Origin of the sequence: Sporosalibacterium faouarense, from assembly GCF_016765695.1 — a bacterium.
GTDB classification, from domain to species: Bacteria; Bacillota; Clostridia; order Tissierellales; family VENL01; genus Sporosalibacterium; species Sporosalibacterium faouarense.
The window spans coordinates 14,995-40,666 of record NZ_JAETGO010000086.1; the positions used below are offsets into that span (position 1 = coordinate 14,995).

General features: G+C 30.9%; 20 protein-coding genes and 1 riboswitch. Of the genes, 4 read left to right on the forward strand and 16 right to left on the reverse strand.

Annotated features, from left to right (window positions below; all coding sequences use genetic code 11):
- Positions 1–67: 67 nt before the first annotated feature.
- The 4 genes from JMO20_RS16165 to JMO20_RS16180 all read right to left on the reverse strand — a co-directional run bounded on the left by JMO20_RS16165 (position 68) and on the right by JMO20_RS16180 (position 6,245).
- A complete protein-coding gene (locus tag JMO20_RS16165) occupies positions 68–1,837 on the reverse strand; it encodes a sigma 54-interacting transcriptional regulator (protein WP_202710744.1) in 1,770 nt (589 codons plus the stop codon).
- A 133-nt stretch (positions 1,838–1,970) separates the two neighbouring features.
- Positions 1,971–3,266, reverse strand: a complete 1,296-nt coding sequence (locus JMO20_RS16170) for a TldD/PmbA family protein (RefSeq protein WP_202710745.1) — start codon at positions 3,264–3,266, stop codon at positions 1,971–1,973.
- Between the two features lies 1 nt (position 3,267).
- Positions 3,268–4,650, reverse strand: a complete 1,383-nt coding sequence (locus JMO20_RS20665) for a TldD/PmbA family protein (RefSeq protein WP_341534049.1) — start codon at positions 4,648–4,650, stop codon at positions 3,268–3,270.
- A gap of 665 nt (positions 4,651–5,315) precedes the next feature.
- Positions 5,316–6,245 carry a hypothetical protein gene (locus JMO20_RS16180; protein WP_202710746.1) on the reverse strand — a complete coding sequence of 310 codons (930 nt, stop codon included), beginning with the start codon at positions 6,243–6,245 and terminating at the stop codon, positions 5,316–5,318.
- Between the two features lie 279 nt (positions 6,246–6,524).
- Here JMO20_RS16180 and JMO20_RS16185 point away from each other — a divergent pair, with 279 nt between their 5' ends.
- On the forward strand, positions 6,525–7,061 hold the full coding sequence (locus tag JMO20_RS16185) for a GNAT family N-acetyltransferase (RefSeq protein ID WP_202710747.1): 537 nt from the start codon (positions 6,525–6,527) through the stop codon (positions 7,059–7,061).
- A gap of 55 nt (positions 7,062–7,116) precedes the next feature.
- On the opposite strand, the gene lpdA is transcribed toward JMO20_RS16185, so the two are convergent.
- The 5 genes from lpdA to gcvT all read right to left on the reverse strand — a co-directional run bounded on the left by lpdA (position 7,117) and on the right by gcvT (position 12,897).
- Positions 7,117–8,523, reverse strand: a complete 1,407-nt coding sequence (gene lpdA / locus JMO20_RS16190; RefSeq protein ID WP_202710748.1) for a dihydrolipoyl dehydrogenase — start codon at positions 8,521–8,523, stop codon at positions 7,117–7,119.
- Positions 8,524–8,533: 10 nt separating this feature from the next.
- Complete coding sequence (gcvPB, locus tag JMO20_RS16195) at positions 8,534–9,994, reverse strand: aminomethyl-transferring glycine dehydrogenase subunit GcvPB (protein ID WP_202710749.1); 1,461 nt, start codon at positions 9,992–9,994, stop codon at positions 8,534–8,536.
- On the reverse strand, positions 9,991–11,334 hold the full coding sequence (gcvPA, locus tag JMO20_RS16200; protein ID WP_202710750.1) for an aminomethyl-transferring glycine dehydrogenase subunit GcvPA: 1,344 nt from the start codon (positions 11,332–11,334) through the stop codon (positions 9,991–9,993). The genes gcvPB and gcvPA overlap by 4 nt, the downstream gene beginning before the upstream one ends.
- A gap of 2 nt (positions 11,335–11,336) precedes the next feature.
- Positions 11,337–11,720 (reverse strand): glycine cleavage system protein GcvH, encoded by a 384-nt coding sequence (gene gcvH, locus JMO20_RS16205; RefSeq protein ID WP_202710751.1) that lies wholly within the window; start codon positions 11,718–11,720, stop codon positions 11,337–11,339.
- A 73-nt stretch (positions 11,721–11,793) separates the two neighbouring features.
- The gene (gene gcvT / locus JMO20_RS16210) at positions 11,794–12,897 is read right to left on the reverse strand and encodes a glycine cleavage system aminomethyltransferase GcvT (protein ID WP_202710752.1); all 1,104 of its coding nucleotides are present in this window, start codon (positions 12,895–12,897) and stop codon (positions 11,794–11,796) included.
- 114 nt (positions 12,898–13,011) lie between these two features.
- Positions 13,012–13,117, reverse strand: a riboswitch (glycine riboswitch).
- A gap of 565 nt (positions 13,118–13,682) precedes the next feature.
- Between gcvT and JMO20_RS16215 the strand changes: the two genes are divergently transcribed.
- Positions 13,683–14,198 carry a superoxide dismutase family protein gene (locus JMO20_RS16215; protein WP_202710753.1) on the forward strand — a complete coding sequence of 172 codons (516 nt, stop codon included), beginning with the start codon at positions 13,683–13,685 and terminating at the stop codon, positions 14,196–14,198.
- A gap of 103 nt (positions 14,199–14,301) precedes the next feature.
- Here JMO20_RS16215 and JMO20_RS16220 read toward each other — a convergent pair whose 3' ends face one another.
- The 6 genes from JMO20_RS16220 to JMO20_RS16245 all read right to left on the reverse strand — a co-directional run bounded on the left by JMO20_RS16220 (position 14,302) and on the right by JMO20_RS16245 (position 21,971).
- A complete protein-coding gene (locus JMO20_RS16220) occupies positions 14,302–15,330 on the reverse strand; it encodes a CapA family protein (protein ID WP_202710754.1) in 1,029 nt (342 codons plus the stop codon).
- Positions 15,331–15,352: 22 nt separating this feature from the next.
- Positions 15,353–17,665, reverse strand: a complete 2,313-nt coding sequence (locus JMO20_RS16225) for a DUF3160 domain-containing protein (protein ID WP_202710755.1) — start codon at positions 17,663–17,665, stop codon at positions 15,353–15,355.
- A 124-nt stretch (positions 17,666–17,789) separates the two neighbouring features.
- Positions 17,790–18,794: a hypothetical protein gene (locus tag JMO20_RS16230; RefSeq protein ID WP_202710756.1), complete on the reverse strand. Its 1,005-nt coding sequence runs from the start codon at positions 18,792–18,794 to the stop codon at positions 17,790–17,792.
- A 69-nt stretch (positions 18,795–18,863) separates the two neighbouring features.
- On the reverse strand, positions 18,864–19,400 hold the full coding sequence (locus JMO20_RS16235; protein WP_202710757.1) for a GNAT family N-acetyltransferase: 537 nt from the start codon (positions 19,398–19,400) through the stop codon (positions 18,864–18,866).
- Positions 19,401–19,535: 135 nt separating this feature from the next.
- Positions 19,536–20,687, reverse strand: coding sequence for a DUF362 domain-containing protein (locus JMO20_RS16240; RefSeq protein ID WP_202710758.1), 1,152 nt, complete (start codon positions 20,685–20,687; stop codon positions 19,536–19,538).
- A 138-nt stretch (positions 20,688–20,825) separates the two neighbouring features.
- The gene (locus JMO20_RS16245; protein WP_202710759.1) at positions 20,826–21,971 is read right to left on the reverse strand and encodes a baeRF7 domain-containing protein; all 1,146 of its coding nucleotides are present in this window, start codon (positions 21,969–21,971) and stop codon (positions 20,826–20,828) included.
- Positions 21,972–22,151: 180 nt separating this feature from the next.
- Here JMO20_RS16245 and JMO20_RS16250 point away from each other — a divergent pair, with 180 nt between their 5' ends.
- Positions 22,152–22,538 (forward strand): hypothetical protein, encoded by a 387-nt coding sequence (locus tag JMO20_RS16250; protein ID WP_202710760.1) that lies wholly within the window; start codon positions 22,152–22,154, stop codon positions 22,536–22,538.
- Positions 22,539–22,837: 299 nt separating this feature from the next.
- Here the strand turns inward: JMO20_RS16250 and JMO20_RS16255 are convergent, their stop codons facing one another.
- Entirely contained in the window at positions 22,838–24,208 is a 1,371-nt protein-coding gene (locus tag JMO20_RS16255; protein WP_341534050.1) for an MATE family efflux transporter, read from the reverse strand.
- Between the two features lie 183 nt (positions 24,209–24,391).
- Between JMO20_RS16255 and JMO20_RS16260 the strand changes: the two genes are divergently transcribed.
- Positions 24,392–25,525, forward strand: a complete 1,134-nt coding sequence (locus JMO20_RS16260; protein ID WP_202710761.1) for a YibE/F family protein — start codon at positions 24,392–24,394, stop codon at positions 25,523–25,525.
- The last annotated feature ends 147 nt before the right edge of the window (positions 25,526–25,672 follow it).

The window sequence follows — 25,672 nt, forward strand, 5'->3', positions numbered from 1 at the left end:
AAAATGAGACAAATGAAATATAAACAAAGTCTCAAAATGAGAAATTAGTATCATTTTGAGACTTTGTTTATTTAATCCCATATTCTTTAATTTTTCTATATAGAGTTGCTCTACCTATACCTAATGCATTAGATGCTTTTTCCATAGATTTCTTGGTATCTCCATAATATTTTAACGCCTTTTCTATTTCATGTTTTTCCAGCTCTTTAATAGACTTAATTTGCGTAATAGACTTATCAATTTTTAATGAATTATCTTTTCTTAAACGATTAGGTAAATGCTCTTCTTTTATAATATTTTCATTACACATACTAACAGCATATTCCATCGTATTCTCCAGCTCTCTTACATTTCCTGGCCAATCATACTCTTTTAACCTAAATAATAATGCCTCATCTATATCATCAATTTCTTTCTCTAATTTATTACTACATTTCTTTAGCAAATATTTTACAAGCACATCTATATCATCTTTTCTATCTTTTAAAGGAGGTATATTAAGAGGTATGACATTAAGTCTATAAAACAAATCTTCTCTAAACTCACCATCTGATACTTTTTGCTCCAAATCCTTATTGGTAGCAGCAACAACTCTCACATCAACTGGTATAAAGTCTTTTCCTCCCACCTTTTCTATTGCTTTATCTTGAAGTACTCTTAAAAGCTTAGCTTGAAGATGAATAGGCATATCTCCAATTTCGTCAAGAAAAATTGTCCCTTCATTGGCGAGCTCAAATTTACCTGCCTTGCCTCCACGTTTAGCTCCTGTAAATGCGCCGTCTTCATAACCAAATAGTTCACTCTCTAATAACTGTTCAGGAATAGCGGCACAGTTTATAGGAATGAAAGGCTTATTTGATCTATTACTGTGATAATGGATTGCCCTTGCAAATAATTCCTTTCCAGTACCACTCTCTCCTTGAATAAAAACAGTAGAAGTAGATTTAGCAGCCTTCTCTGCTTCTATCTTTACTTTCTCTATACATTTACTATTCCCTATTATACTATCTAAGCTTGTAATAATTGTACTATTGGTAATATTATTAACAGTATTAAGTACATCAGAGATATTATTAAACATAAATACTATCCCTAGATTTTCTTCTCCTACTCTTATAGGACTTGTATTAAAAACTCCTCTAAAGGAGTGATTTAAGCTTTTATATGTAAATTCCCTATTCTTTACTCCTTTTTTATCTCTAATTAAAGAACTTAAATTATAATTTCCTATTAAGTTTTTTATGTTAGTATTTGAAATTTCACTATCTTCTATGGCAAAAAGCTCCAAAGCCTTCTTATTTAGTCTTAATATATCTCCTTTACAGTTAACTGCAATAATTCCTGTATCTACTGAATTTAATACAACTTCTATTTCTTTAGCTAAAAGCTTAATTTTTTCAGTATTCTCTCTCTCTAATAATTTTGACGATATTAAATCAGCCATTCTATTTAAAAACTTCATGAGATTACTTTTATTATTAATAATAGCTTGACGTTGTTTCTCTTCAAAAGCTATTAATCCAATTACTCCAGCTATTTTCCCACTTGCATTTATTGGACAACATACTTCTGCATATTCTTTGCAATTAGTCATTCCTTTACATTTCAGGCAGGCAGAGTGACTTCCTGGATCTTCGATGATAAAGCTCTCTCCCCTACGAAGAGCAAATCCGAATGCGGAATCTTCACTTACAGCTTCTCCTACCCTATTTTTATACTTTCCAGTTCCCGCTATTCTTCTAAATTTATCATCTACTATAGTTACATCAACCATAATTACGCTAGAAATAGCTTCAGATATATTCTGTACACTAGATTCTATTTTGATTAAATCCATTATTATCATCCTCTTTTCTGCGAAACTTCTTTACTCATCTTTATTTTAACATTTTTCTAACATAAATAAAATAACACAAAAAATAAAAGTCTCCCTACCTAATAAAGTAGAAAGACTTTTACTAATAAATATATTATTTCCCAGATATAGTAACTCCAGATACTGATATCCAAGGCAATATAGCAGTTCCAAAGTCAACATATTCTTTAGATATTCCATTTATATTTTTAAATACATCGCATAGATTACTAGAAATCATAGTTTCAGTAATAGGATACTTGATTTCTCCATTTTCAATATAAAAACTATTCTTGGCAACTCCAGAAAAATCTCCATAAGGACTTGGGTTCCCACCAGAAAATCTAGATACTAGTAGACCTTTATCTATATTTTTAATTAACTCTTTTAGTTCTTCATCACCAGTATCAACTATGTAAGCACCACCAACATTTTTTGACCTAGTTAAATTAGTTTTATTAGCACCATATTGACTAAGTAAGAAACTCTTAAGAACACCATTCTTTATTAAAGTTAAGTTTTCAGCTTCAAAACCATCTGGTGTAATGAAGTATCCCTTGCTTATTCCCTCATCTACTGGATTAGTCCTTAATGTCAGCTTATTACTTGCAACTTGTTCGTTTATTTTATCCTTAAATCTACTTGTTCCTGAAATAAGTGCTGAATCACTTAGGAAAATCCCATTATAGTAGGATATAAATCCTTCTAGGCAATCTGGCGTTATTATTATATCTCCAACAAACTTACCTTCTAACGGTTTAGCATTTAGCTGTTCTACAGATTCTTCTAACAAATAAGCAATAGAACTACAATCCATTAACTCTCTTTCCAAATCTTTTAATGAAAAGGCAGTATAATTGAATGAAGTTGTCTTTTCACCATCCTTAGAAGAGAACATTGTTGTAAAGTCATAGGTTCCAGTAGTTGATCTAAAATCCACTTCATTTGAGTTCATTAAATATCTTTCTATTCTATTAAACTCTATAATCACCTGTTCAAGATTAACCTTTGGAAATTTAGTTTTTACTTTCTCTATAAAATTCTTTAATTGTGTATACATTTTATCTAAATCAATTTCCTTATCTCCTGATTTAAAGGTTTTAGCTTCTTGGTGATCTGCAATATCATAAGCTTCATCTATTTCAGATGTTTCCAATATTTTCAAAACATTTTCTATTGCTTTATCAATTGACTCAGTGTCAACTTTGCTTATTGAAATCTCACCCTTACGATTATCCTTTATGGCTATAACTTTTAAATTAGTATCTAAAGTAGTTCTTAATAACGAAACTTCTCCACCATCAACGTTAAGCTCATACTTTTTACTATTAGTTAACCAGGTTTGAGATTTATCAACTCCTGCTTCTGACAGGGAGTTAATGCAATATCTTAGTGTATCCTTTACATTCATATTATCTACCCCCCAGATTAATTTTACTCTTAATTGCTGGTCCTCCCATACCTACAGTTATCATCTGCTTTTTGCCACAGAATCCCCCTGCTGACCAGTTCATTTCATCAGAAACCATGGATACACTTTCCAATACGTCAAAGGCTATTCCTGAAATTGTTGTATCCTTTATTGCTCTACCTATCTTACCATTCTTTATTTCATATCCAAGGGTTACTCCAAACATAAATTCACTTGTTGTATCCGCTTGACCATTACTAGGTTGAATTAGATAATATCCATCTTCAATTGAGGATATCATTTCATCGATACTACTTTTGCCAGGTACAATTGCTGTATTTCTCATTCGTATAAGTGGCTCATCAAAGTATTGATAAGCCCTTGCATTTCCAGTTGGAGAAACATTAAAGTGTTGGGCCGATTCTTTATTATGCATAAAGCTTTTTAAAACACCATCTTCTATAATTACAACATCCTTTGCATCAGTTCCTTCGTCATCAATATAGACTGGTACAGGGCACATTTTTCCATCGTACTCATTTGCATAATCAACCAAGCTTATTAATGGACTGGCAACTTTCTTCCCTAAGTAATCTCCTGCTACTGAGCCTCCAAGAACTAAATCTGCTTCTACTGTGTGTCCAATAGCTTCATGGGCTAAAATTCCTGCAAGCTTAGCATCAAGTATGCATTCCTTAACTCCAGCTTCAGCATATATAGCCTCTGCTTTTTTTAGTAGATGATTATATGTTTTATCAATCTCTTCATATAGATTTCTAGGAGAATCAAAATTATCTTCAAATTGTCCTAATCCTCCAAATGGAACAGTTATTCTTACTGGTTCTCCATTTTTTTCTAAGATCAAAGCTATATAAACTATTGACCTAGGTAACATAGAGAATAAAGAAGCTCCGTCAGAGGTTAAAATCTTTTTCTCCATATCTAGACACTGCATATGAACTTCTCTATTACTAAGCTTAGGATATTTATTTACTATGTAAGAATCTACCTCTTTAATATATTCCATAATTTGTTTCTGAGTAAATTTAGTTTTTTTAGTTGTTAAATCCATTTCAAAGCTTGGATTTGATGGTTGAAATGTTGATTTTGTTTTATTCTCCTTTGACTGTAAAAAATTAGCGTTATAGCTAGCCTGCTCTATTGATTTTTTTATACCATCGGAATTAAAACTTGGAATAGATGAAAAACCCCAGTAACCTTTGTTATTTACTCTAACACTTACTCCCCCTGTAGATTTCTTAGTATTTCTAACTAAATTCCCTTTAATTAATGAAATATTAAGTTCTCTATTTTCTTGTACTCTTAGTTCTGTATATTGCTTAAATAAATCAGAATGCACCTTTAAATTGTGATTTTTTAACACCTACATTCCCCCTTTCTATATGTACAATTATACCATTTCATGCATATTAAGTAAATTGATGGTAATATATGTATGATTGAATACATTTTCTCACACCAAAAAAAAGAACCTACTTTGATAGGCAATTGTAAGTCCCCATTTACCTATCAAAATAAGTTCTGTTATTCTTTATCAAATTCATTTTTAGCAATTTCATATAAAAATTCTCCTAGCATATAAAACTCCTAATTTAGAATATTGTAAGTCTATAATTAAAAGTAATGAAAGGTAATATTGCAAAAACAAAAATAAGTATAATCAAAGGATGTGTATTAATAGTTACCTTACACTTTCTTATCCCTTAATTATACTTATTTACTATAGACTTTAAAAAGTCAGACTTTATATTTTCCCCTGATCTTTTAAGTGCAAATAAAAACAATATACAGAAATTGAAAGTAATACAATACTAAATAAATAGAAACTAGGATTGTACTTCGCTGAGTGTGTGCTTTTTAACCCGTATAGATATATTATCATCCAAAAGGAGCAACACAAAGATATAATAGAACTTAAAAGATTCATGGTAACTCCCCCCCATGATTACATCATAATTTGTCCCAATTATAACATATAATACAGTGGCTCACAACCATAATATACCATATTGCGTAAACTCATTTATGTTATTTTTCTAATTCTATTCTTGAAAAACTATCCAAAACTAATAATGCTCTTAATGTTAATACTCCTATCCATTCATTCCAAGCATTATCCATATCAGAGTTATAAAATTTGCTTCCCCAAGATGGAAGTATTGCATTCTTTTCTTCTAATATTTCAATCAAATAATTAAGGTTTTCCTCAATATATATATCATCAATCCCAAAAGTATTTTCAGGATCTTTTATAAAATCAAGAGGTCTTGCTACATATTGATTTGACCATTCTTTGGAATCTAAACTAACTAGTTCACCTAAAGCTATTTTTAGCTTATCATAAAATCTTGCTGATAATTCTAATGGCAGAATTTTATATAACCTAATATAGCAGTATATTTCATGGAAGGATTGAAATTGATCTTTTTGATTTAAATAATCAATTGAATAATCAACTAATTTATCTGCGTTTAATTTAGCTAAATGCTCTCTATAATTATATAAATATCCAATGATTTCTGCCGAAGGGTTTCCCCAGTGATTATCAATGGGACATTCTCCAGTATCCTCATTAACATGCCACCACGGCGTATGAGGATAGTCATTTACTTTTTGGGGAATAGCCAACCATCCATTTCTTTCTGAAATAAATACTTTTTCCAAATAATCTAATCCTTTTATTATCATCTCCTTAGCTTCAATATTATCATCAAATTTTATTAAATGTTGAAATGCAATTGATGTTGCCATTGGTGATGAACTTGGTAATCTAAAGTCTGGTTCTAAATTATTTCCAAATCCTCCATCTTCATTCTGAAATTTCTTAAGCTCATTGATTATCTTATCTTCGTCTTTTTTAAAGAAATGACTTTGAAAAACAAAAAAATCTATAGGTCTTCCCTTTTCTTTGATTACGTTACTAGCTTTTAAAAAAGTTTCTTTACTAAGTATTTGCATTTAATCACCCCAACCTTAATTATTAGAACTAGTAAACTTACTCATCATTCTTAGCACTATAATTCTCACTTAATTATATCACATTTATTATGGTAAAATTTTCTTTAAATCATTAGTCTAGAATTTTAAAAATTAAAATAAAATTTTACTAGAAATGTATTGAACTACTGTTTTTTTTACTGTATAATTTTTATGTTCTCAGACTAATTTTAGGAGGGATGTAAAGGAAGAAACTATAATTTGCCCTTAATTTAAAATTTAATTTTTGACGAGGTGAATATGATAAAATTTAATTTTGTTGACAACGTTAATGATATTGCGCCTTATAAGGCACAAATGTGGGAATTGTTATGCCTATGTGACAAGGATTTTTATCCAAGCTTGTCATCTAGAGAAAACAATGACGTGGGTCCAGTGAATTATTTTGAAGGTCTTTTTCTAGATAACGCAAAGTTCTTACTAGCATTTGCTGAAGAACAGTTAGTAGGATTTTCAGTTTTCCTTCATGATTATTTCGAACCCTTAATTGCTAAGTTTACTCCATGTAATTATATAAAAATTGCATGTGTTCACCCAAGTTATCGTGGTCTGAGAATTGCTAGTAGCTTTAATTCGTTTATTGAGGAAAATTTACCTACTAATTTAGTTATGCCTTACATCGTAAGGAGAACATGGTCTACTAACTTCCCTCAATTAAAATTACTTGAAAGAAATGGATATAATCTTGTTCATAAATTTGAAAATGATCGAGGAAATAATATTAGTACTGTTTATTTTGCTAAGCTTTTAGAATACACACAACAAAACCTGGCATAATTATGCCAGGTTTTGTTATTACTTAATATATTCAAGAGAATTTTTTTATATTTTCTTATTTTCTTCTACCCTTCAATGGTGCTAAATGGATAGCTGTATCATTCAATCCCATAGTTGCTTCCATGAATGCCTCAGATAATGTTGGGTGAGCATGTATAGTATGACTAATATCCGTTACTGATAATTCTTTATTTATAGCCAATGTACCTTCATGTATCAAATCAGATGCATGGGGCCCCATAATTTGTACTCCTATTATCTTATCATCCATATCTGAAATAACCTTTACAAAGCCTTCAGGTTCACCTAATGCTAAAGCTTTACCATTAGCTCTAAATAGAAACTTACTTGCTTTACATTCAATTTCATTTTCCTTAGCCATATCCTCTGTTATTCCTGAAGCAGCAATTTCAGGAAATACAAATATACAATTAGGAACTACATCATAATTCACTTCATTTGGTAATCCAGCAATATTATCTACAGCAGTAATACCTTGATGAGAAGCAACATGAGCTAACATCATTTGACCATTTACATCTCCTATTGCATATATGCCTTCTACATTAGTCATAAAGTTATTATCAACCTTTATGCCTCTATCATCATATTCTATTCCAATACTCTCTAAGTTTAATCCATCCACGACAGGTCTTCTTCCCGTAGAAATCAAGACAGCATCTGCATCTAAATGTTTTTCACCTTTTTTATCAGTAAAATACACCTTTAATCCTAATTCAGCCTTTTCTATTTTAGATATTCTTGACGATGTAATTACTTTAGTTCCTTGTTTTTTGATATATGAAGCAAAGCGCTTGGATACATCTTTATCGATTTGCTTTAAAAGATATTTTCTAGAATGTATAACAGAGACTTCTGACCCTAGACTATTAAAAATTCCTGCCATTTCCATACCAATTACTCCACCACCGGCAACTACAAGCCTCTTTGGTACTTCTTCAAAGTCTAATAGCTCTTTACTTGTATATACTCCATCCAAATCTATTCCTTCAATATTTGGAAGAAAAGCTTTTGACCCTGTAGCAATTACAATGTTTTTAGCAGATATTTGCTCCTCATTACCATCTGTTTTAATCACTTTAAGAGTGTTTTTATCTAAGAAAGAGGCTGTTCCTTCAATTACCTCTATATTATTACTATTTAATAGCTGTTCAATGCCAGTCACAAGCTGATTTACTACCTCTGCCTTCCTAGATTGTATTTTTTCTATATCAAAACTGTAGTTATCTACAGAAATTCCATATTCATCAATATTTTTTAATGTATTTAAAATTTCTGCATTTCTATATAATGCTTTAGTAGGAATACATCCGTAGTTTAAGCATGTTCCTCCGATCTTGTGCTTTTCGATTAAGGTTACATTATATCCTAATTGAGCTCCTCTTATGGCAGCAACGTATCCACCTGGACCACCGCCTATTATGACAATATCTCTGTTCATAAATAACCTCCTAGCTATCTTTCTCCCATTTTAAGATTGGTTTTCTAGCAGCCTGAACCTCATCTACCCTTTTTACAGGTGTATTGAGTGGGGCATTTTTCACTAGTTCAGGATTTTCTTCTGCATCTTTGCTAATTTTTATCATTGTTTCTATAAACCCATCTATAGTTTCTAAGCTCTCAGTTTCAGTTGGTTCAATCATAATTGCAGAATCAATAATAAGCGGGAAATAAATTGTAGGTGGATGATATCCATAATCTAACAATCGTTTTGCAATATCTAAAGTAGTAACCTCGTTTAAATCTCCCTTTAACCCACCTAATACAAACTCGTGTTTGCAAATATGATCAACTGGCAAGTGATAATATTCTTTTAGCTTCTTCTGCATATAGTTTGCATTTAAAACTGCTGTTTCTGTAGCTTTTTTCAGTCCTTCTCCACCCATAGTCTGTATATATGCATAAGCTCTAACTAGAATACCAAAATTACCATAGTATCCTTTTATTTTACCAATTGAGTTAGGTTTGTCATAATTTAAATTATAAGTTTCTTTTTCTTTTTCTACTATTGGAACAGGTAAGAATTCAATTAAATTCTTCTTCACTCCAACAGGACCACTCCCTGGTCCACCTCCACCGTGGGGAGTTGAAAATGTTTTGTGAAGATTCAAATGAACTACGTCAAATCCCATGTCACCAGGTCTCGTTTTTCCCATAATAGCATTTGTGTTAGCTCCATCATAATAAAGTAATCCTCCTGCTTCATGAACTAACTTTGCAATTTCCTCAATATTTTTTTCAAATAATCCTAGAGTGTTAGGGTTAGTTAACATTAGACCAGCTATATCATCTCCTAAAACAGATTTTAAGCTCTCAATATCAACTTCACCATTCCTATTAGATTTAACTTCTACTACATCAAATCCAGCCACATGGGCACTGGAAGGGTTGGTTCCATGGGCAGAATCAGGAACTATTATCTTAGTTCTATTATAATCCCCATTTTTTTGGTGATAAGCCTTAATAATCATAAGCCCAGTTAATTCACCGTGGGCTCCGGCCGCCGGTTGTAGAGTAAACTCATCCATTCCTGTTATTTCACTAAGCATTGTATTTAAATTGTACATAAGTTCTAGAGCACCTTGAACTGTCTCAACAGGCTGATATGGGTGCAATCTAGAAAACTTACTTAATCCTGCAATCTCTTCATTGATTTTAGGATTATATTTCATTGTGCAAGATCCTAGTGGGTAGAAACCTGTGTCTACACCAAAATTTTTATTGCTTATTAAAGTATAATGTCTTGCAACCTGATTTTCACTGCACTCTGGCAGGTTTAATTCATCTTGTCTACGTAACTCCTTTGGAATTATGTTATCAATGTTAGTGTTATCATCTTCAAACTGTGATAATCTATACCCTATTCTACCTTCTTGAGAGATTTCAAAAATTAATTGATCATAATTTTTCATATTATCTCCTCCATAACTTTAACTAAGTAATCAATCTCTTCCTTGGTCCTCTTCTCAGTAACACATAGAAGAATTTGATTCTTTTGAAGAGGATAATCTCTTTCTATTGAATAACCTCCTAAAATATTATGTTTAAGCAGTTCTTTATTTAACCTTTCAACTTCAATCTCTGATTCTAAAACAAACTCTCTAAAGAAAGGCTTCTGGAAAACTGGCTTAAATTTTCCAGTCTCTATTAACTTGTTATATGCATAATATGCCTTTTGAGCTGTTTGTTCAGCCATCTGTGTCAATCCATTTTTTCCAAGGACAGCCATAAAAATAGTTGCAGCTAAAGCATTTAATGCTTGATTTGAACATATATTTGAAGTGGCTTTTTCTCTCCTAATATGCTGCTCCCTAGCCTGTAATGTCAATGTAAATGCTCTTTTTCCATCCTTATCAACAGTTTGCCCTACTATTCTTCCAGGCATTTTTCTCATAAGCTTTTTAGTGGTAGCCATAAATCCTAGATAAGGACCTCCAAAGTTTAAACTATTCCCTAGTGGTTGGCCTTCGCCAACAGCTATATCAGCCCCATATTCTCCAGGAGTTTTTAACATTCCCAGTGAAATTGGGTCAACATTCATAATTAGTAATGCTTTATTATCATGAGTAACCTTTTCAACCTCAGTATAATCTTCAACTATTCCATAGAAATTTGGATTTTGAACTATTACTCCTACTGTATCTTTACTTAAATTGCTTTCTAATTGTCCAAAATCAGTAACTCCATCCTTTGCGTCTATTTCAATTACATTAATATCTCTAATTTTCATATAAGTCTTAACTACTTCTCTAACTTCAGGATGGACTGTTTTAGAAATAATTACTGTATTTCCCTTTTTCTGAGCCGCAGCTAGTAATGCCGCTTCAGCTGTAGCAGTTGGTCCATCATACATAGATGCATTAGAAGCATACATCCCCGTAATATCAGCTATCATAGTCTGGAACTCAAATATAGCCTGTAATGTCCCTTGACTTATCTCTGCTTGATAAGGTGTATAGGAAGTATAAAATTCACTTCTTGATATTAAATGAGGAACTATTGATGGTATAGTGTGATCATATGAACCTGCTCCTAAAAAGCAAGTATAGTCATCAGCGCTCAAATTTTTCTTTGCCATATCTTTCATAGTCTTTCTTACTTCTTCTTCAGACTTTGATGGATCTAAATCAAGTTCTCTATCAAGTCTAATAGATTTAGGAATATCACTAAAAAGCTCTTCTACTGAATCTATTCCTAAAAAAGACAGCATCTTTTCTTCATCTTTTTTAGTATTAGGAATATATGGATACATGCCTATTCCTCCTTTTCACAATACTCTTTATATTCCTCTGGGCTCATTAACTCTTCTAATTCACTATTATTTGATAATTCTATACATACTATCCAATTTTCATAAGGATCTGCATTAACTGCTCCTGGGTCATCTTCTAAGTCTTCATTTATTTCAACAACTGTTCCTGATACTGGAGTATATATATCTGATGCAGCCTTAACTGATTCAATTGTACAAATGCTATCTTCAGCATCAAATTCTTCTTCTTCCTCAGGTAATTCGATATACACGATATCCCCTAAAGCATGTTGTGCATAATCTGTTATTCCTAGATAAGCTTTATTTCCTTCAACTCTTACCCACTCATGATTCTCTGAATATAATAAACCTTCTAATACTTTCATAAAACACCCTCCTAATTATTAATATTGAAGAAACAATTCAACATACAATTTTAATTTTTAAACTAAATTTTACTTACTTCTTATAATTTTTCTTGTAGAACCTCTTACTAATTACTTCTGCATCAAACATTTTATTTCTAACTTTTATACTAATTTGGTTTCCAATTTGCCCTTGGTCAATATCTATTAATGCTAGGCCTATCTTTTTCTCTAATGTTGGTGAGAAATATCCAGTGGTAACAAATCCAATTTTTTCATCACCCTTGTATACCTCATAACCATGTCTTGGAATTCCTTTTTTCATTTCAAATCCTACAATTTTTCTTTTCAGTCCCTCTTCTTTCTGTTTAACTAACGCCTCCTTTCCTATAAAATCGTCACTATTTAGTTTTACGAAGAATCCTAACCCCGCTTCCAATGGTGTGATTTCTGAACTGATTTCATTTCCATAGAGAGGTAAGGTAGCTTCAAATCTTAATGTATCCCTAGCTCCTAAGCCAGCAGGCTTAAGTCCTTTACTTGCTCCAACATCCATAATTTTTTCCCAAATTTTTGTAATGTTATTATTCTCTGTGTATATTTCAAAACCATCTTCTCCAGTATATCCCGTTCTCGAAACTATACATTTTACTCCAGCAATATCAATATCTTCCTTGAAATAGAAGAACTTAATTTCTGATAAATCTTCCTGAGTTAATTGCTGTAATATCTCTTGTGCCATTGGTCCCTGAAGTGCTACCTCAGAGATCTCACTTGATATATTCTTAATTTCAACATCAAATTGCTCTCCATTTTTTTGTATCCAATTAAAGTCTTTTTCCACATTACTTGCATTAATAACCAATAGATAATGCTTATCACTATACTTATAAACTAGTAGGTCATCAACTACTCCTCCATCTTCATAGCACATAAAGGAATATAGAACTTGCTGTTCTTCTAAAACAGTTATATCATTTGTAACTAAATATTGGACAAAGTCAGATGCTTCCTCTCCTACTACTTCAACTTCACCCATGTGAGAAACATCAAAAATTCCTGCTTTTTCTCTAACTGCTTCATGCTCCGGAATGATTCCCTCATATTGAACTGGTAAAGCCCATCCTTGAAAATCAATTATTTTTCCACCTTGATCTTCATGACACTTAAAAAGAGCTGTCTTTTTTAACCCTTCCATTTACATTCCTCCCTCACATTATTAATAACCACATTAGCAATATTTAATAGCTTCTATGAAAACATTTTCATAGACAATAAAAGGAATATACGGGCACATAAATAAACTATGCCTATATATTCCTCTGTCCTTTTACCTGAAAGACTCATACCCTACAAAAGAAAGCTATAAAGTATTTCCATCTTCGGCGCCTAAAATAGGTCTCTCCAGAGCTCCGTCAGATAATGTTTCTTTTGCCTGAAAGTTTCTACTTTAGGTTGGCTACCTAAAGCATTGCTTCGTCGGCTATCTTTAATAGATATCTCGCATTATCCTCATACGGAACATTATTCATTGTTTTCTTATTCATAATAGTTACTATCTATTCACCTTCGCCATAATTATAGCATAAGAAAAAGGTTTTTAAAATTAGTAATTATATACAAATAATTATAGTTATTATCAACAAAATCTTTTGATTATTTGTAAATATAGCACATGTAAATTTTCGTTAAAATATTATCAAATGCCTTGAAATACCTTAAACCTATTTATTAGCTAATATTAGTTAATATTTTAACATCTTTTCTTTTATCATTTATGTTTAATATTTATTCAATCTATACTCACCTTAATTAGTATTTAAAATTATTATATGCAGTCTCATTGGGTTAATGTGCTCAATTAGGTTATAATAATTATTTTAAATTTCTTCTTACTCTATTTGGCTTTTAACTTAACATATTACCTTCTAAAACATATTATATATAAAACATATATAAGTTATTTTATAAGGATGTGATTTTATGTATTATGACCATAATAGTTATGGAATAATGGCAAGAGCCGATATACAGGGTGGTCCATTAGCCCCTAATCTAAAAGGTTATGTTGTATTTACCCCTGCTCCAAATGGTACTAATGTTTGTGCTCATATAACTGGTCTCCCATCATATAAGCCAGCTGAGAATGGTCAAGCTCCCATTGGTCCCCATGGATTTCATATACATGATAAAGGCAATTGTAGCATTGGTGACTCTGAAGAACCTTTTCAAGATGCAGGAGGGCACTGGAATCCCAATGACCAACCCCATGGCAATCATGCTGGAGATTTTCCAGTTTTATTTTCTAACAATGGAAGGGCTAATATGTGTTTTTTTACAAATAAATTTACCGTTACTGATATTATAGGTAAATCAATAATAATTCATCAAAATCCTGATGATTATAGAAGTCAACCCTCTGGTAATGCAGGTAAACGACTAGCTTGTGGTATTATAAAAGGTTACCAAACACAATACTATCCTAAATTCTGCTTTTAATAATCGAGCAAAACTTATTATTATCATATGTTTTTTCTAATAGAAAAGTCCTAGAAATTTCTAGGACTTTAACTAATACAGTTAATACAACTGTTTCTTTATACTATTTTACTACACTTATATTTTTCTTATAAACTATTTGTGTACTCATTCCATCGCTATAGCTTCTTAATCTACTAAATATATATTCTGCCTCTTCTCCCTTTGCAATACTTGGTTGACAGTCTTTAATTATTATAGGAAATAAAGATATTTCCTTAATTTTATTCTTTTCTATGGATATATTTAAAATAATAGATTTATCTGTTTCTTGATGAATTTGTCTATCAAATATGAAATTTCCTAAACTATAAAATATATACTTATTTTTATACTTTTCAATACCTTGTAGCACATGAGGATGATGTCCAATAATTATATCTGCTCCACTATCTACAGCCATATGAGCTAACATTTTTTGATTTTCACTTGGATAGTTCTCATACTCATTACCCCAATGAAAAGATGCTATCAAAAAATCACATTTCTCTTTGGCTGATTTTATTTCAACTTCTAATTTGTCAAAATCTACTCTGGCTATGTCTGCCTTGTTTGCAAGATAAATATACCCCTCTGGTGGAAATATACTATAGCCTAGAAATCCAATTTTCATACCTTTCTTATTAATTATCAATGGTTTTCTAGCATCTAGATAGTTTTCCCCAGCACCCATATATTTAATATCATATCTTTCTAGCATATCCATTGTGTTCGACAATCCATGACTACCATAGTCCATTGAATGATTGTTAGCAAGATTTAAGATATTAAATCCTGCTTGTTTTAGAGCTGGAACATTTTCTTTAACACCTTTAAAAACCAAGTATGGCGCCTTATAAACTCCATAATCTCCTTCATAAATTGGGCCCTCTAAATTTCCCAAAACTATATCCTTCTTGTGAAGAATCTCCTCAACTTTCTCATAGGGATACTCAATTCCTTTTTGGTTTATTCTATCTTTAACACCTCTAGCCAACAATATATCTCCGACGGCGGTAACTTCTACTTTTCTCTTATCTCTTTGTATATAATAACCTAAAACTAACATCCCGATTATAAAGGCTATAAGTGATATAAACACTATATTTTTCACTCCATATGCCCTCATTCTTTAATCAACATCCTGAACTATAAGGTTCAGTAGGCATAGGAATTTCTTTTTCTTCACCATTAATAAATTTATCCATCCATTTCAGTTGAGATGGTTGCTTATCTTCTTTAAGAATCCTTTGCCATTCTTCATCAGTAAGCCTTTTATCTGAATCAAATTCATAATAGCTAAATACTCCACCCCTTGTAAGATATAGCTTCCCATCAATAGGAACTACTACATAAATTTCATAAGCTGGACCCACTCCTACTTCAAAATATCCTCCTAGGCTAAATTCATTTGGAGCTATAGTATGAATATCTGCTATTATAGCCATATTCTTATCGGTTTCAGAAGTTATTTCAAACCATCTCATACCATCTCCTGCAAAGGAACTAGTTAAATATTCTAATAGCCCTCCATAAGTTAATAACTGATAATACTCATCCTCTGTTAGTTCTTCATTTCTCAATTCTTTTACTGAACAATTTAAAAGAAACTGGAGTAGGTCTTCGAACCTTTGAAGCTTACTTTCTAAACCTCCTGTTAAAATTTCTCGCTCTTTAAGATTTTTTCTTGAATATTGAGTTAGCCATAGTAACTTTTCATAAACCTCTACATTAGGCTCTACATATCCTCTAATCTTAGGTGGCTCTTCTCCTCCTCCACACTCAGCTCCACTTTGTTTTCCATATAAAATGGTATCATGCTTTAACTCAGCCCAACTTGCCAATGCTGTGGATAACGATTTGTCTTCCCATGCTTCATTGGTCATAAAAGAAGGATACCCATCCTCAAACTCCTTAAGTAAGCCTTTCAATGTCCACATCCATCCATAATACATGTTCGATTTCCATTTATCCTCACTTAAAGCATCCATTTTTTCTTTCATTTTATTAAAGTTACTCATATAACCTGGCCATTGCTCATCAACATTATTAATATTAGTCTGAATATCCAAAGCCCTTTCAGAACCTATAACTCCCATAACATCTAATCCTGATGGTATAGGTCTAATAATTGGTTCAACTAGCTCCTGAACGATTTCAGCATCGGGTACATATCTTTGACCCATAAATCTTAGCTGCTTACCTACAGGAGTAGTAACTGCAGTATATTTAGCTTTGATTTTAGGCTCTGGCAGTTTATCTGTTTCTAAATATAACTCATCTAACTTTTTCTCATAATTAAGTGTATTGATATCTGGATTATCTCCATAAACCTTTATTAAAAGATCTTTATAATCATATATTGTTAAATCATCTGAACTTCCTACATAGAAATTAGTTGGATCATAAATATTTTCCCATAACTCAATATCATTTGATCCATCCTTATCCAAGAACACACTATATGTTATTAATAAAGCTTGTAAGGTTTGTTCTATGTTTCTTACCTTATTATTATCATTGCTAATTTTATATAGAGGAAATGGCGCTTGACCATACCACATCATAGCCTTAAAGTATCTTTTGAAATCATCGTTTCTAGTGTAATGACCCCTGGGCTTATATTGACTATAATCTAACTCGTAAGGAAAAATGTTAGATTGCTTAAACCCACTCTGTTCCCTAATTAAATCATATTCATTATTTGCCATTTCAACAGCTCTCTCAGGTAAACCCTCTGGTAGCTCTTTATCAAGACTAATCCATGCTGTTGAAAAGAAGGCTATATTCTTTAATAAAGCTTCCTTTATTTCTTCATTATTTACTTCATTATATAGATAGACTGATTTATCAAGCATGCTTTCTGTTAATTTCTCAACTTTTCCCAATAGTTTTTCCAGTTCTAAAGTTCTTAAAGAATAATCAAAGAATATATGATATACCTGAAGTACAGAATCTGTACTAATAAAGGACGGTACCTTTAGATATTCATTATTCTCATAGATATAAAATAATTGTTCTTCTTTAGTGGGAATAACGACAAATCCATTTTGACTTATAAGACTTTTTTGTTCTTCTGTGAAATTGCCAAATTGATCTAGATTAACTACATCGGATAAATCCTTGTTAATACTGTATGAAGGCACAGTTGTTTCAAAAGAAATTGGCTCATATGGCACTTCTATGGTTTTTCTAGGTCTTTCTGAGATAAAACTAACCTTATCTTTTTGATTATTTTCATCTTCATCAATATTGTTTTCATCACTTTCTTCTTTTTGAGAAACTTTATCTTTCTCAGAATGAGTATTTGTGTCAAGATTATCTTCTTGATTTGATACTTCAACTCCATCTTCACTTTTCTTCTCTACTGTACAGCCAACTGGCAAAACAATGTTAGTAATAATTAAGAAAAAGCATGTCAAATAAGTAATTATTCTCTTTTTATACACTAATATCCCCCCAAATAAATTAATCAAAGAAATTGCACAATACAGTTTTATATAAGGTTATTCTAAATTTGTAAATATGTAGTTTTCTCATTTAAATTAAGCCCTTCTGTATTATGATATAAACTTATTCTAAAATTAGATTTTTCGATATACCCTTTTGCTTTTTTATTTCTTTTAATTCTCCATCATTATATTTAAGAGTTACCCATAAGATAGATTTTCCTTCTTTAATCTGAATATCAATTAAATTATTATTGTTTTTAGCTTTCTTAATATCTATAATGTCATCATATTCCTTGCTTTCTCCCATACTTTCAAATCCGAATCCCTTCCATTGATATAAGTTGATTATCTTTCTACCGTCTTGTAGTAGTTCAATAGAAGCTATATTGTCAGCTTTATCATTATCAATATCGAGGAAAATGTAATCATCAAAAGGTCTTGATAGTCTTGATCCTCTCCATTTAGGAAATATACCTCTGTCTATCCATTCATAAATATATGGTCTATTAGCCATAATCGGATGAAATTCTGTTTTCTTATACATTGTAATCGCTATTTCTTTTCTATCATCTCCATCAATATCACAGACCTGAACCTTCCAGGGATTCATATCTCCAAAGGAGTAATCTAAGATTTTGTTTAAAGAAGAATTCACTTCCAATATAACCATCTTTTCACCATATTTTCCATTGGTCTTTCCTGTTATAATTAAGAGTTCATCTCTTGAATCTCCATTTAAGTCTGAAGAGTCAATACTTAGTATATATCCTATATCTTTTCCTTTTCCAACTTCTATTTCATGTAACAATGTCCCTTCAGAAGAGTATATCTCTATTTCATCTTGATTTTGAAAAATAATGTTATTATCTTTCATATTTTTCATAATTATTGGATTACTTACTTTGTTTTTAGTAAACTTAACTAGCTTTGAATGAAATAAACTTTTATCATTTTTAATTCCTTGTATATTATAATTAAATAATCTTCCTCTAAAGAATGTTGCTTTATTATCAGATTTATCAAATATTGTAATACTCATCTCTGTTTGAAATTCAAATAGAGTTAGCAAAGCAATGATTGTGATTATTATAACAATTAAAAATATTATATATTGTTTTTTCCCCAATTAATCACCCTCTATGTTCCATGCTTATAATATATTTAGACGTAATAATTACCATATTGTTCCTTTTATTTAATCTATTTTAATTCCCATTTGAATTGAGTCGTAAAATTTTCCATTTATGTAGAAATCTCTAGTTATGAGTCCTTCTTTTTCAAATCCAAGGTTAGTATAAAGTCTTATTCCTCTATCATTGTCACTTCTAACTCTCAAATTTATTTTTCTAATCATTTTAGTCTTCTTTGCCCATTCTAGTAAATAAGATAATAATTCTTTACCAATTCCAAATCCCCAATATTCCCTACTAACGCTTATACCAAATTCGCCAGTATGCTCAGTTCTACCTCTGCCACCACCAGAAAAGTTAATTGAACCTTTAATTTGGTTATCTATCAATGCAACTAAATATATTTTGTTTTTTTCTTCAATATATGATTTTATTATATCTTTTTCTCGTTCAACTGTAATTCCAAATTCCCCTGGACCAAAGGTTAAAAATTCAGATTCTCCAGCTATACTATTAACGTAATCAATTAACTGTTGAGAATCCTCCACCTTTGCCTCTCTAATATATAGATTTTTATCATTTTTTAATTTTATATTTTTCATAGTGACCCCCTATATTAAAAATATAATATACTTTTTTAATTTATTTTATTACTATAATTATTTTATAATCATTATCTAAGTTTTACAACCAATATTTGGTTATTTAGCTATTGAAAAAGACCACATTTTGTGGTCTTACATCTTTGACAATAATTTCATAAGTATTGGTCTATGAATATCTACAGCTTCAGCTGGACATAGCTCTTGACAACAAAAACACCTTATACATCCTTCTAAACTAACATGGGGACGATTTTCTATCATATCAATAACTCCAGGTGGACAGCTTTCGGCACAATCTGAACAACCAACACATTTATCATGATTGAATACAGGTTTTGGTTGAATTAAGTTATTGAATAAATTACTCACAAATTTAGGTAGTATTCCATCAAGTAAGTCTAAACTCCTAGTCTCAGGTACAACAAAATCATTTAATATAAATCCTTCTAAACTATCTCCCAACAGCTCTATATCTTCTAGATTTCCCTTACATAGATTCCTCTCTATACATCTTTGTATTGTTGGTACCTTAGAAGATTTCAATCCGATAATTGATGTGGCAACAACATCCAAATGATAGGGACTTGTTGACGCAATTACTGCTCCAACCTTTCTAGTATCTCCTGCACTAGGTCCAGCACCTTCCATTCCCACAATTCCATCCATAAACGATAGCGTAGGAGTAACTGCTAGACAAATGTCTACCAAAGCATTTGAAAATGACTCATAATCTTTAAATCTCACATGATACTCTGCTTTTTCTAGTCCAGGTATAACACCAAACATATTTTTGACTGCACCTGTAAAAGTCATCATTCCATGAGTTTTAAGCTTTGAAACTGATATTACTTTATCTACCTCTTGTAATACTTCTATAGCTGTTATCCTTTTCAGTATTAATCCTTTGTCATTTGCTATTTCCATTGAATTAGTATTATAATTGAGCTCAGCGCCAACTTCTTCAGCAACCTTTTCTATTCCACAAGTTTTATATATCCTTTTTAGAAGTGTGTTATTAAATGGCCCACCAGGACTATCACCAATAATAACTCTTGCTCCATATTCAATTAATACCTGAGCTAAAGCTTTAGTAAAAACAGGATGTGTAGTTGTTGCATCTTCAGGTTTTTTCATCATTAACAAGTTAAGCTTGAGTAAAACAGTCTCACCTTTATCAATATACTTCTCTATTCCTCCTAAGTTATGAAAACTATCGATTATAGAACTTTTTACCTTATCAAAATTATAATCATTACATCTAATCAAAGATACCTTCTCTTTCATCTAAATCCCGTCCTTTTAAATTTAATAAAATAATTTTATCATAAATTGCCATATTATTATACTCTTATAAAGAAGAAATGGCAGTAGGTTTCCCCTACCGCCTTTAGCAATATATTTGAATTTTTTACAAATATGCTTCTAATATCTAAGAATAGCAGCTAAATTCTCTCCAGAAATTTCTTCTGATTCTACCTTATATACTTCTCCTCCATTTATAAGAGTATGAATAGCTGCAAAGTTTAGTAAATCTTCACTAGAACTTTCTTCTTTTTTCATCATATTAATTTTATTTTTAGTTGGGTTAAATTCTCCCCATTTCTGATGTCCATCAGCTACAAATAGCTTATCTATTCGTTTAAAATATGCAGAAGATACTATCTTCTCTAGATTATTTGAAGTAGAGTTAGTATTTCTTAAATTTTTATATTCATCTATTGATTTTATTTTTTCTTCTTTAAAATAAGGGTTAACAATCTCCCAAGCATTATTGTGTAATTTTTCTAGTGAAATATCCTCAGGATTTCCTACTATCCCTTCTTCCATCAAGTTTGAGTATGTGTTTACTTTCTTATATAGAGGAAGTAAAAAATCAACTCCAGCTAATATAATTGGTGCATTTTCTTCATTTAAAATATCATGCAATCCTTTATCTATTTTCCTAAAAAATCTAACAATATCTTGTTTGGAATCTTCGCTACTATCTCCGTTTCCAAAATAAAGAGCTTCATTTCTTCCACCAGTTCCTCTATGGGATGAATATTGAATTTGTTTTTCAGGGTCATCATATTTTAGAGCCTCTGATAAACTAGTTGGTATATCCTTCAATCCAATTTCACTTATATTTTCACGAGTGCAATGTAAAAGTTTTATATCATTTTGGCTTAAAGTTAATATATAAAATATACCATCTTCTGTTACTAAAGGTAACAGTGGTTTAATATAAAAATCATTTTCTATTATCACTTCATCATGAAACTCTAGTGGAAGGTGATAATAGACAAAGTAATCCTCAGATATAAATACGGCTAATCCATCGCTACGATTATTCCAAAAATGACTGTCCTCTACTAAATCTTTAGCTGGCTTAAGTATTTTATCTATATTACTTGATTTTAATCCATTAGACTCTAATTGATCTTCAGACTTCTTTAAAAAATTTTTTAATTTTATTGCTCCTTTTGGGTTTCTCCCGGTACTCTCTTTAGTTGATATAAAAATAGAAATACAATTTCCATCTCCTTTTTCAATTAAATTTTTTAAATCATCTTTTCTAAAAAGTTCCATTTATATCCTCCTTTATTAGTTGATTATAAAAGGTGTATATAAATCACTTACCCTAGTTACTTTCTTATAAACGAAGGTTTAACTTTACTTTATTAGAAATTTAGAATCATATAATTTCTTGATTTCAGTAATTTTTTTATATTTGAAAAAATATATTTTATTTTAAAGGGGGTAAAGTTTATGGGGGAAAACAATTACGTTTGGACAAAAGAAGGCTATATAGGTTGTAATATGCTTCATTCCAATTATAAAAGTTTTAATTATAAGATAACCTTTTTAGGAGCAGAACAATTAAATGAAAATAAATGGAAGATTAATTTACTTTATAGTTGCATTAGCAGTAATGAAGTGAATTCAAATGGTTTAGGATATAGTGCTAATATTAGCATTGTAGTTGAACCGATGGAAAAAATGAGATTTGAAAGCTATCTAGGTATAAAGGAAGGTATTTCAGTTGAGTTTAGAAATGAGGAACAAATAAGCTGTACCAGATTCTTCCCAGTACAATTTGTAAAATTCATATATATTGAAAAAGATTATATTAAGTATGAAGTTCATTGCATTTAAATTTTAAAAAACTGCCTCAAGAATTCTTGAGGCAGTTTTTTTCTTAAGTTCTTCTTATAAAATATTTTAGCGTTTTTCCATATATCAGTATTTTTATATTCTTCTCAATTCATTTTTCTTGTATAGCTCTAATCCTAAGTCTTTCTTTATCAATATTCCTTTAATAAAATTTTCAACAATATCCATCATTACGATTCCCCCTCGATAAGAATTATTATTCTTTCAAGGATAGTATACAAGGATATAAATAATGATTTGTTATGCTGATATTATATAATTGTTAATTCTCAACAAATTAATTAAGACCTATTCATTTCCATTACTCTAAACTCATTTTTAAGAGACTTACTTAACCAAACTGCCATGAGAATTGCAGAAATTCCTTCTGATATAGGGAATGAATACCATATAATATCTAGTCCCCATGTATTATATAAGATATATGCTAATGGTAACAATAATATTATCTGCCTTGAAAAAGATAGAACTAAACTAGGAACGCCCTTACCAATTGCTTGGAAAGTAGTAGAACCAATTATGGCAGGTCCAATAATTGGAAAGGCAATACTTATAGTTCTTAAAGCATGGATAGCAATTCTTAGAAGTTCTTCATCTGAACTAAACAGTTTAATCAATGGTTTAGGGAAAATCTGAAATAAAAGACATCCCAATGTAGTAAACACAAATGCTACAATAAACCCTAGCTTTATGGTCTCCTTCATCCTATTGGGATTATTATGACCATAATTATATCCAATAATAGGCATGTATCCCTGATTCAGTCCAAATACAGGCATAAAAACAAATGATTGTAATCTAAAGTATATACCCATAGTGGATATAGCAATTGCACCTGACTCTGCTAGTATTTTATTCAATCCAGACATCATTAAAGAAGCTAATAGCTGAATAGTCATAGCTGGTAACCCTACAGCATATATACCCTTTATTATTGATAAATCGAATTTAAACTTCTTAAAGTTCAAATTAATCTGATGTTTACCAACGAATAGTATAAATACAATAAAAACTCCACTTAGTAGACGTGAAACTACTGTAGCTACAGCAGCCCCCTCTATTCCTAATTCTGGGAAAAATCCATACCCAAAAATAAAGAATGGGTCTAATACTATATTTATAAGTGAACCTATAAGCATAGATATCATAGGAATAAAAGTATTTCCTTCTCCCCTTAAGACATTGTTTGCTATCATTGGAATAAACATTGCTGTTGAACCTAATAATATAATTCTTATGTAACTGGACCCAAGCTCTATTAGTTCCTTATCTTCAGTAAATAATCCAATTAAATTCTTTGATAGAAGCAGTCCTCCTATTGCCATAACTATGCCATAAACCACTGACATAATTAAAACATGCTCTGCTGCATTTGAAGCTTCTTTATCTCTACCCTGACCTAATAGTCTTGATATAAGTGAACTAGCTCCAACACCAGTTCCAACTGCCACGGCAATTAGAATCATCTGAATTGGAAAAGCTAGAGATAGTGCTGCCAAAGCATTATTACTTATTTTAGCTACCCAAATACTGTCAACTACATTATATGCAGCTTGAATCATCATTGATAATATAGAAGGAACTGACATTTTTATCAATAATGGAACTATTGGCTCGGTTCCTAGCCTATTTCTCTTTGGTTGTCCTTCCACGGATTTTCCTCCTTTACTAATTTATCTTAAAATTTAAAGATAAAATCAAAACATATATCTATATATTATTATATAAATCTAAGAAGTGTCAATTAGTTCTAGTCTCTAACATTCTAATTATTGTCTTTCTATTGGGCAAATGCTATAATTAAATAAGAATTCATTAATATATGGGGTGATAATTTGAAGAAATTTTTTGCTGTCTTCATAATACTATTGTTTGTAGCTACGCCAATTGCATTTGCTGATGGTGACCTTGCTAGCTCTGAGAACACAGATGCATTAACTGAAAGAGGTAAGGTTGTTGAGATTGTTACAGATGTGGATTTAGATGAACTATATGCATCAGAAAGCACTAGTTTTGATATGGCTTCACAGCTAGTAAAGGTAAAGGTGACTACTGGTAAATACAAGAATGAAATTTTTTTAGTAGAGAACAATTTAAGTGGAAATCGAGCCTTTGATATTGTTGTAGAAAAAGGTTCAAATGTTATATTATCTATTCAAGAAACTCCCGAAGGAGTTCCTAATGTGTATATTGCAGATTTTGTTAGAGATACTTACCTTTATATTATTTTAGCGTTATTCGCTATATTACTTATAGTAATTGGTAAAATGAAAGGACTAAAATCTTTAATTACACTTTCTGTTACTGCTTTTGTTGTGCTAAAAGTTATGCTTCCCTTATTCCTAAAGGGATATAACCCTATTTGGGTAACCGTTCTTAGTGCATTTTTTATAACTGTAATTACATTTGTAATTATCGGAGGATTAAATATAAAGTCAATTTCAGCAATAATAGGAACCTTAGGTGGAGTACTTATAGCAGGAACATTAGCTTATGTTATAGGTAAGACTGCTAGATTAACAGGGCTTAGTAGTGAAGAAGCCCACATGTTAATGTTTATTCCTCAAAATATAGATTTTAATTTCCAAGGTCTACTTTTTGCAGGTATTATCATCGGTGCCTTAGGAGCAGTAATGGATGTTGCCATGTCTGTAGCTTCTTCTATGTTTGAAATAAGAGAAATAAATCCTGACATTAGCCCAACTGAGCTTATGAAATCTGGTATGAATGTTGGTAAAGATATAATGGGGACTATGTCAAATACACTTATCTTAGCTTATACTGGTAGCTCTATTCCTTTGATACTTGTTTTTATGGCATATGAGGCCTCTTTAGTTAAAATTCTCAACTTAGATTTAATGGCTACAGAAATTATTAGATCAATTGTAGGTAGTATAGGTTTAATCATCACTATCCCTATAACATCATTGGCAACGGGATTAATATTGAAATATAAAGATTCACTTTAAATGTCATTAATTCCAAGTGATTAATTTGTATATTTCTATTCTATAAAATAAAAAACTTATGCAAACAATAGGACTGTTGATATTTTTATTTATCAGCAGTCTTTTCAATTATTAAGTTATTTTAAAATTTTTCTAATAATATAGTGA

What these genes read in the sequence shown, in the direction of transcription:
- JMO20_RS16165 (WP_202710744.1), bottom strand. Translation starts at nt 1,837, where the DNA reads ATGGATTTAATCAAAATAGAATCTAGTGTACAGAATATATCTGAAGCT.
- JMO20_RS16170 (WP_202710745.1), bottom strand. Translation starts at nt 3,266, where the DNA reads ATGAATGTAAAGGATACACTAAGATATTGCATTAACTCCCTGTCAGAA.
- JMO20_RS16180 (WP_202710746.1), bottom strand. Translation starts at nt 6,245, where the DNA reads ATGCAAATACTTAGTAAAGAAACTTTTTTAAAAGCTAGTAACGTAATC.
- JMO20_RS16185 (WP_202710747.1), top strand. Translation starts at nt 6,525, where the DNA reads ATGATAAAATTTAATTTTGTTGACAACGTTAATGATATTGCGCCTTAT.
- lpdA (WP_202710748.1), bottom strand. Translation starts at nt 8,523, where the DNA reads ATGAACAGAGATATTGTCATAATAGGCGGTGGTCCAGGTGGATACGTT.
- gcvPB (WP_202710749.1), bottom strand. Translation starts at nt 9,994, where the DNA reads ATGAAAAATTATGATCAATTAATTTTTGAAATCTCTCAAGAAGGTAGA.
- gcvPA (WP_202710750.1), bottom strand. Translation starts at nt 11,334, where the DNA reads ATGTATCCATATATTCCTAATACTAAAAAAGATGAAGAAAAGATGCTG.
- gcvH (WP_202710751.1), bottom strand. Translation starts at nt 11,720, where the DNA reads ATGAAAGTATTAGAAGGTTTATTATATTCAGAGAATCATGAGTGGGTA.
- gcvT (WP_202710752.1), bottom strand. Translation starts at nt 12,897, where the DNA reads ATGGAAGGGTTAAAAAAGACAGCTCTTTTTAAGTGTCATGAAGATCAA.
- JMO20_RS16215 (WP_202710753.1), top strand. Translation starts at nt 13,683, where the DNA reads ATGTATTATGACCATAATAGTTATGGAATAATGGCAAGAGCCGATATA.
- JMO20_RS16235 (WP_202710757.1), bottom strand. Translation starts at nt 19,400, where the DNA reads ATGAAAAATATAAAATTAAAAAATGATAAAAATCTATATATTAGAGAG.
- JMO20_RS16240 (WP_202710758.1), bottom strand. Translation starts at nt 20,687, where the DNA reads ATGAAAGAGAAGGTATCTTTGATTAGATGTAATGATTATAATTTTGAT.
- JMO20_RS16245 (WP_202710759.1), bottom strand. Translation starts at nt 21,971, where the DNA reads ATGGAACTTTTTAGAAAAGATGATTTAAAAAATTTAATTGAAAAAGGA.
- JMO20_RS16250 (WP_202710760.1), top strand. Translation starts at nt 22,152, where the DNA reads ATGGGGGAAAACAATTACGTTTGGACAAAAGAAGGCTATATAGGTTGT.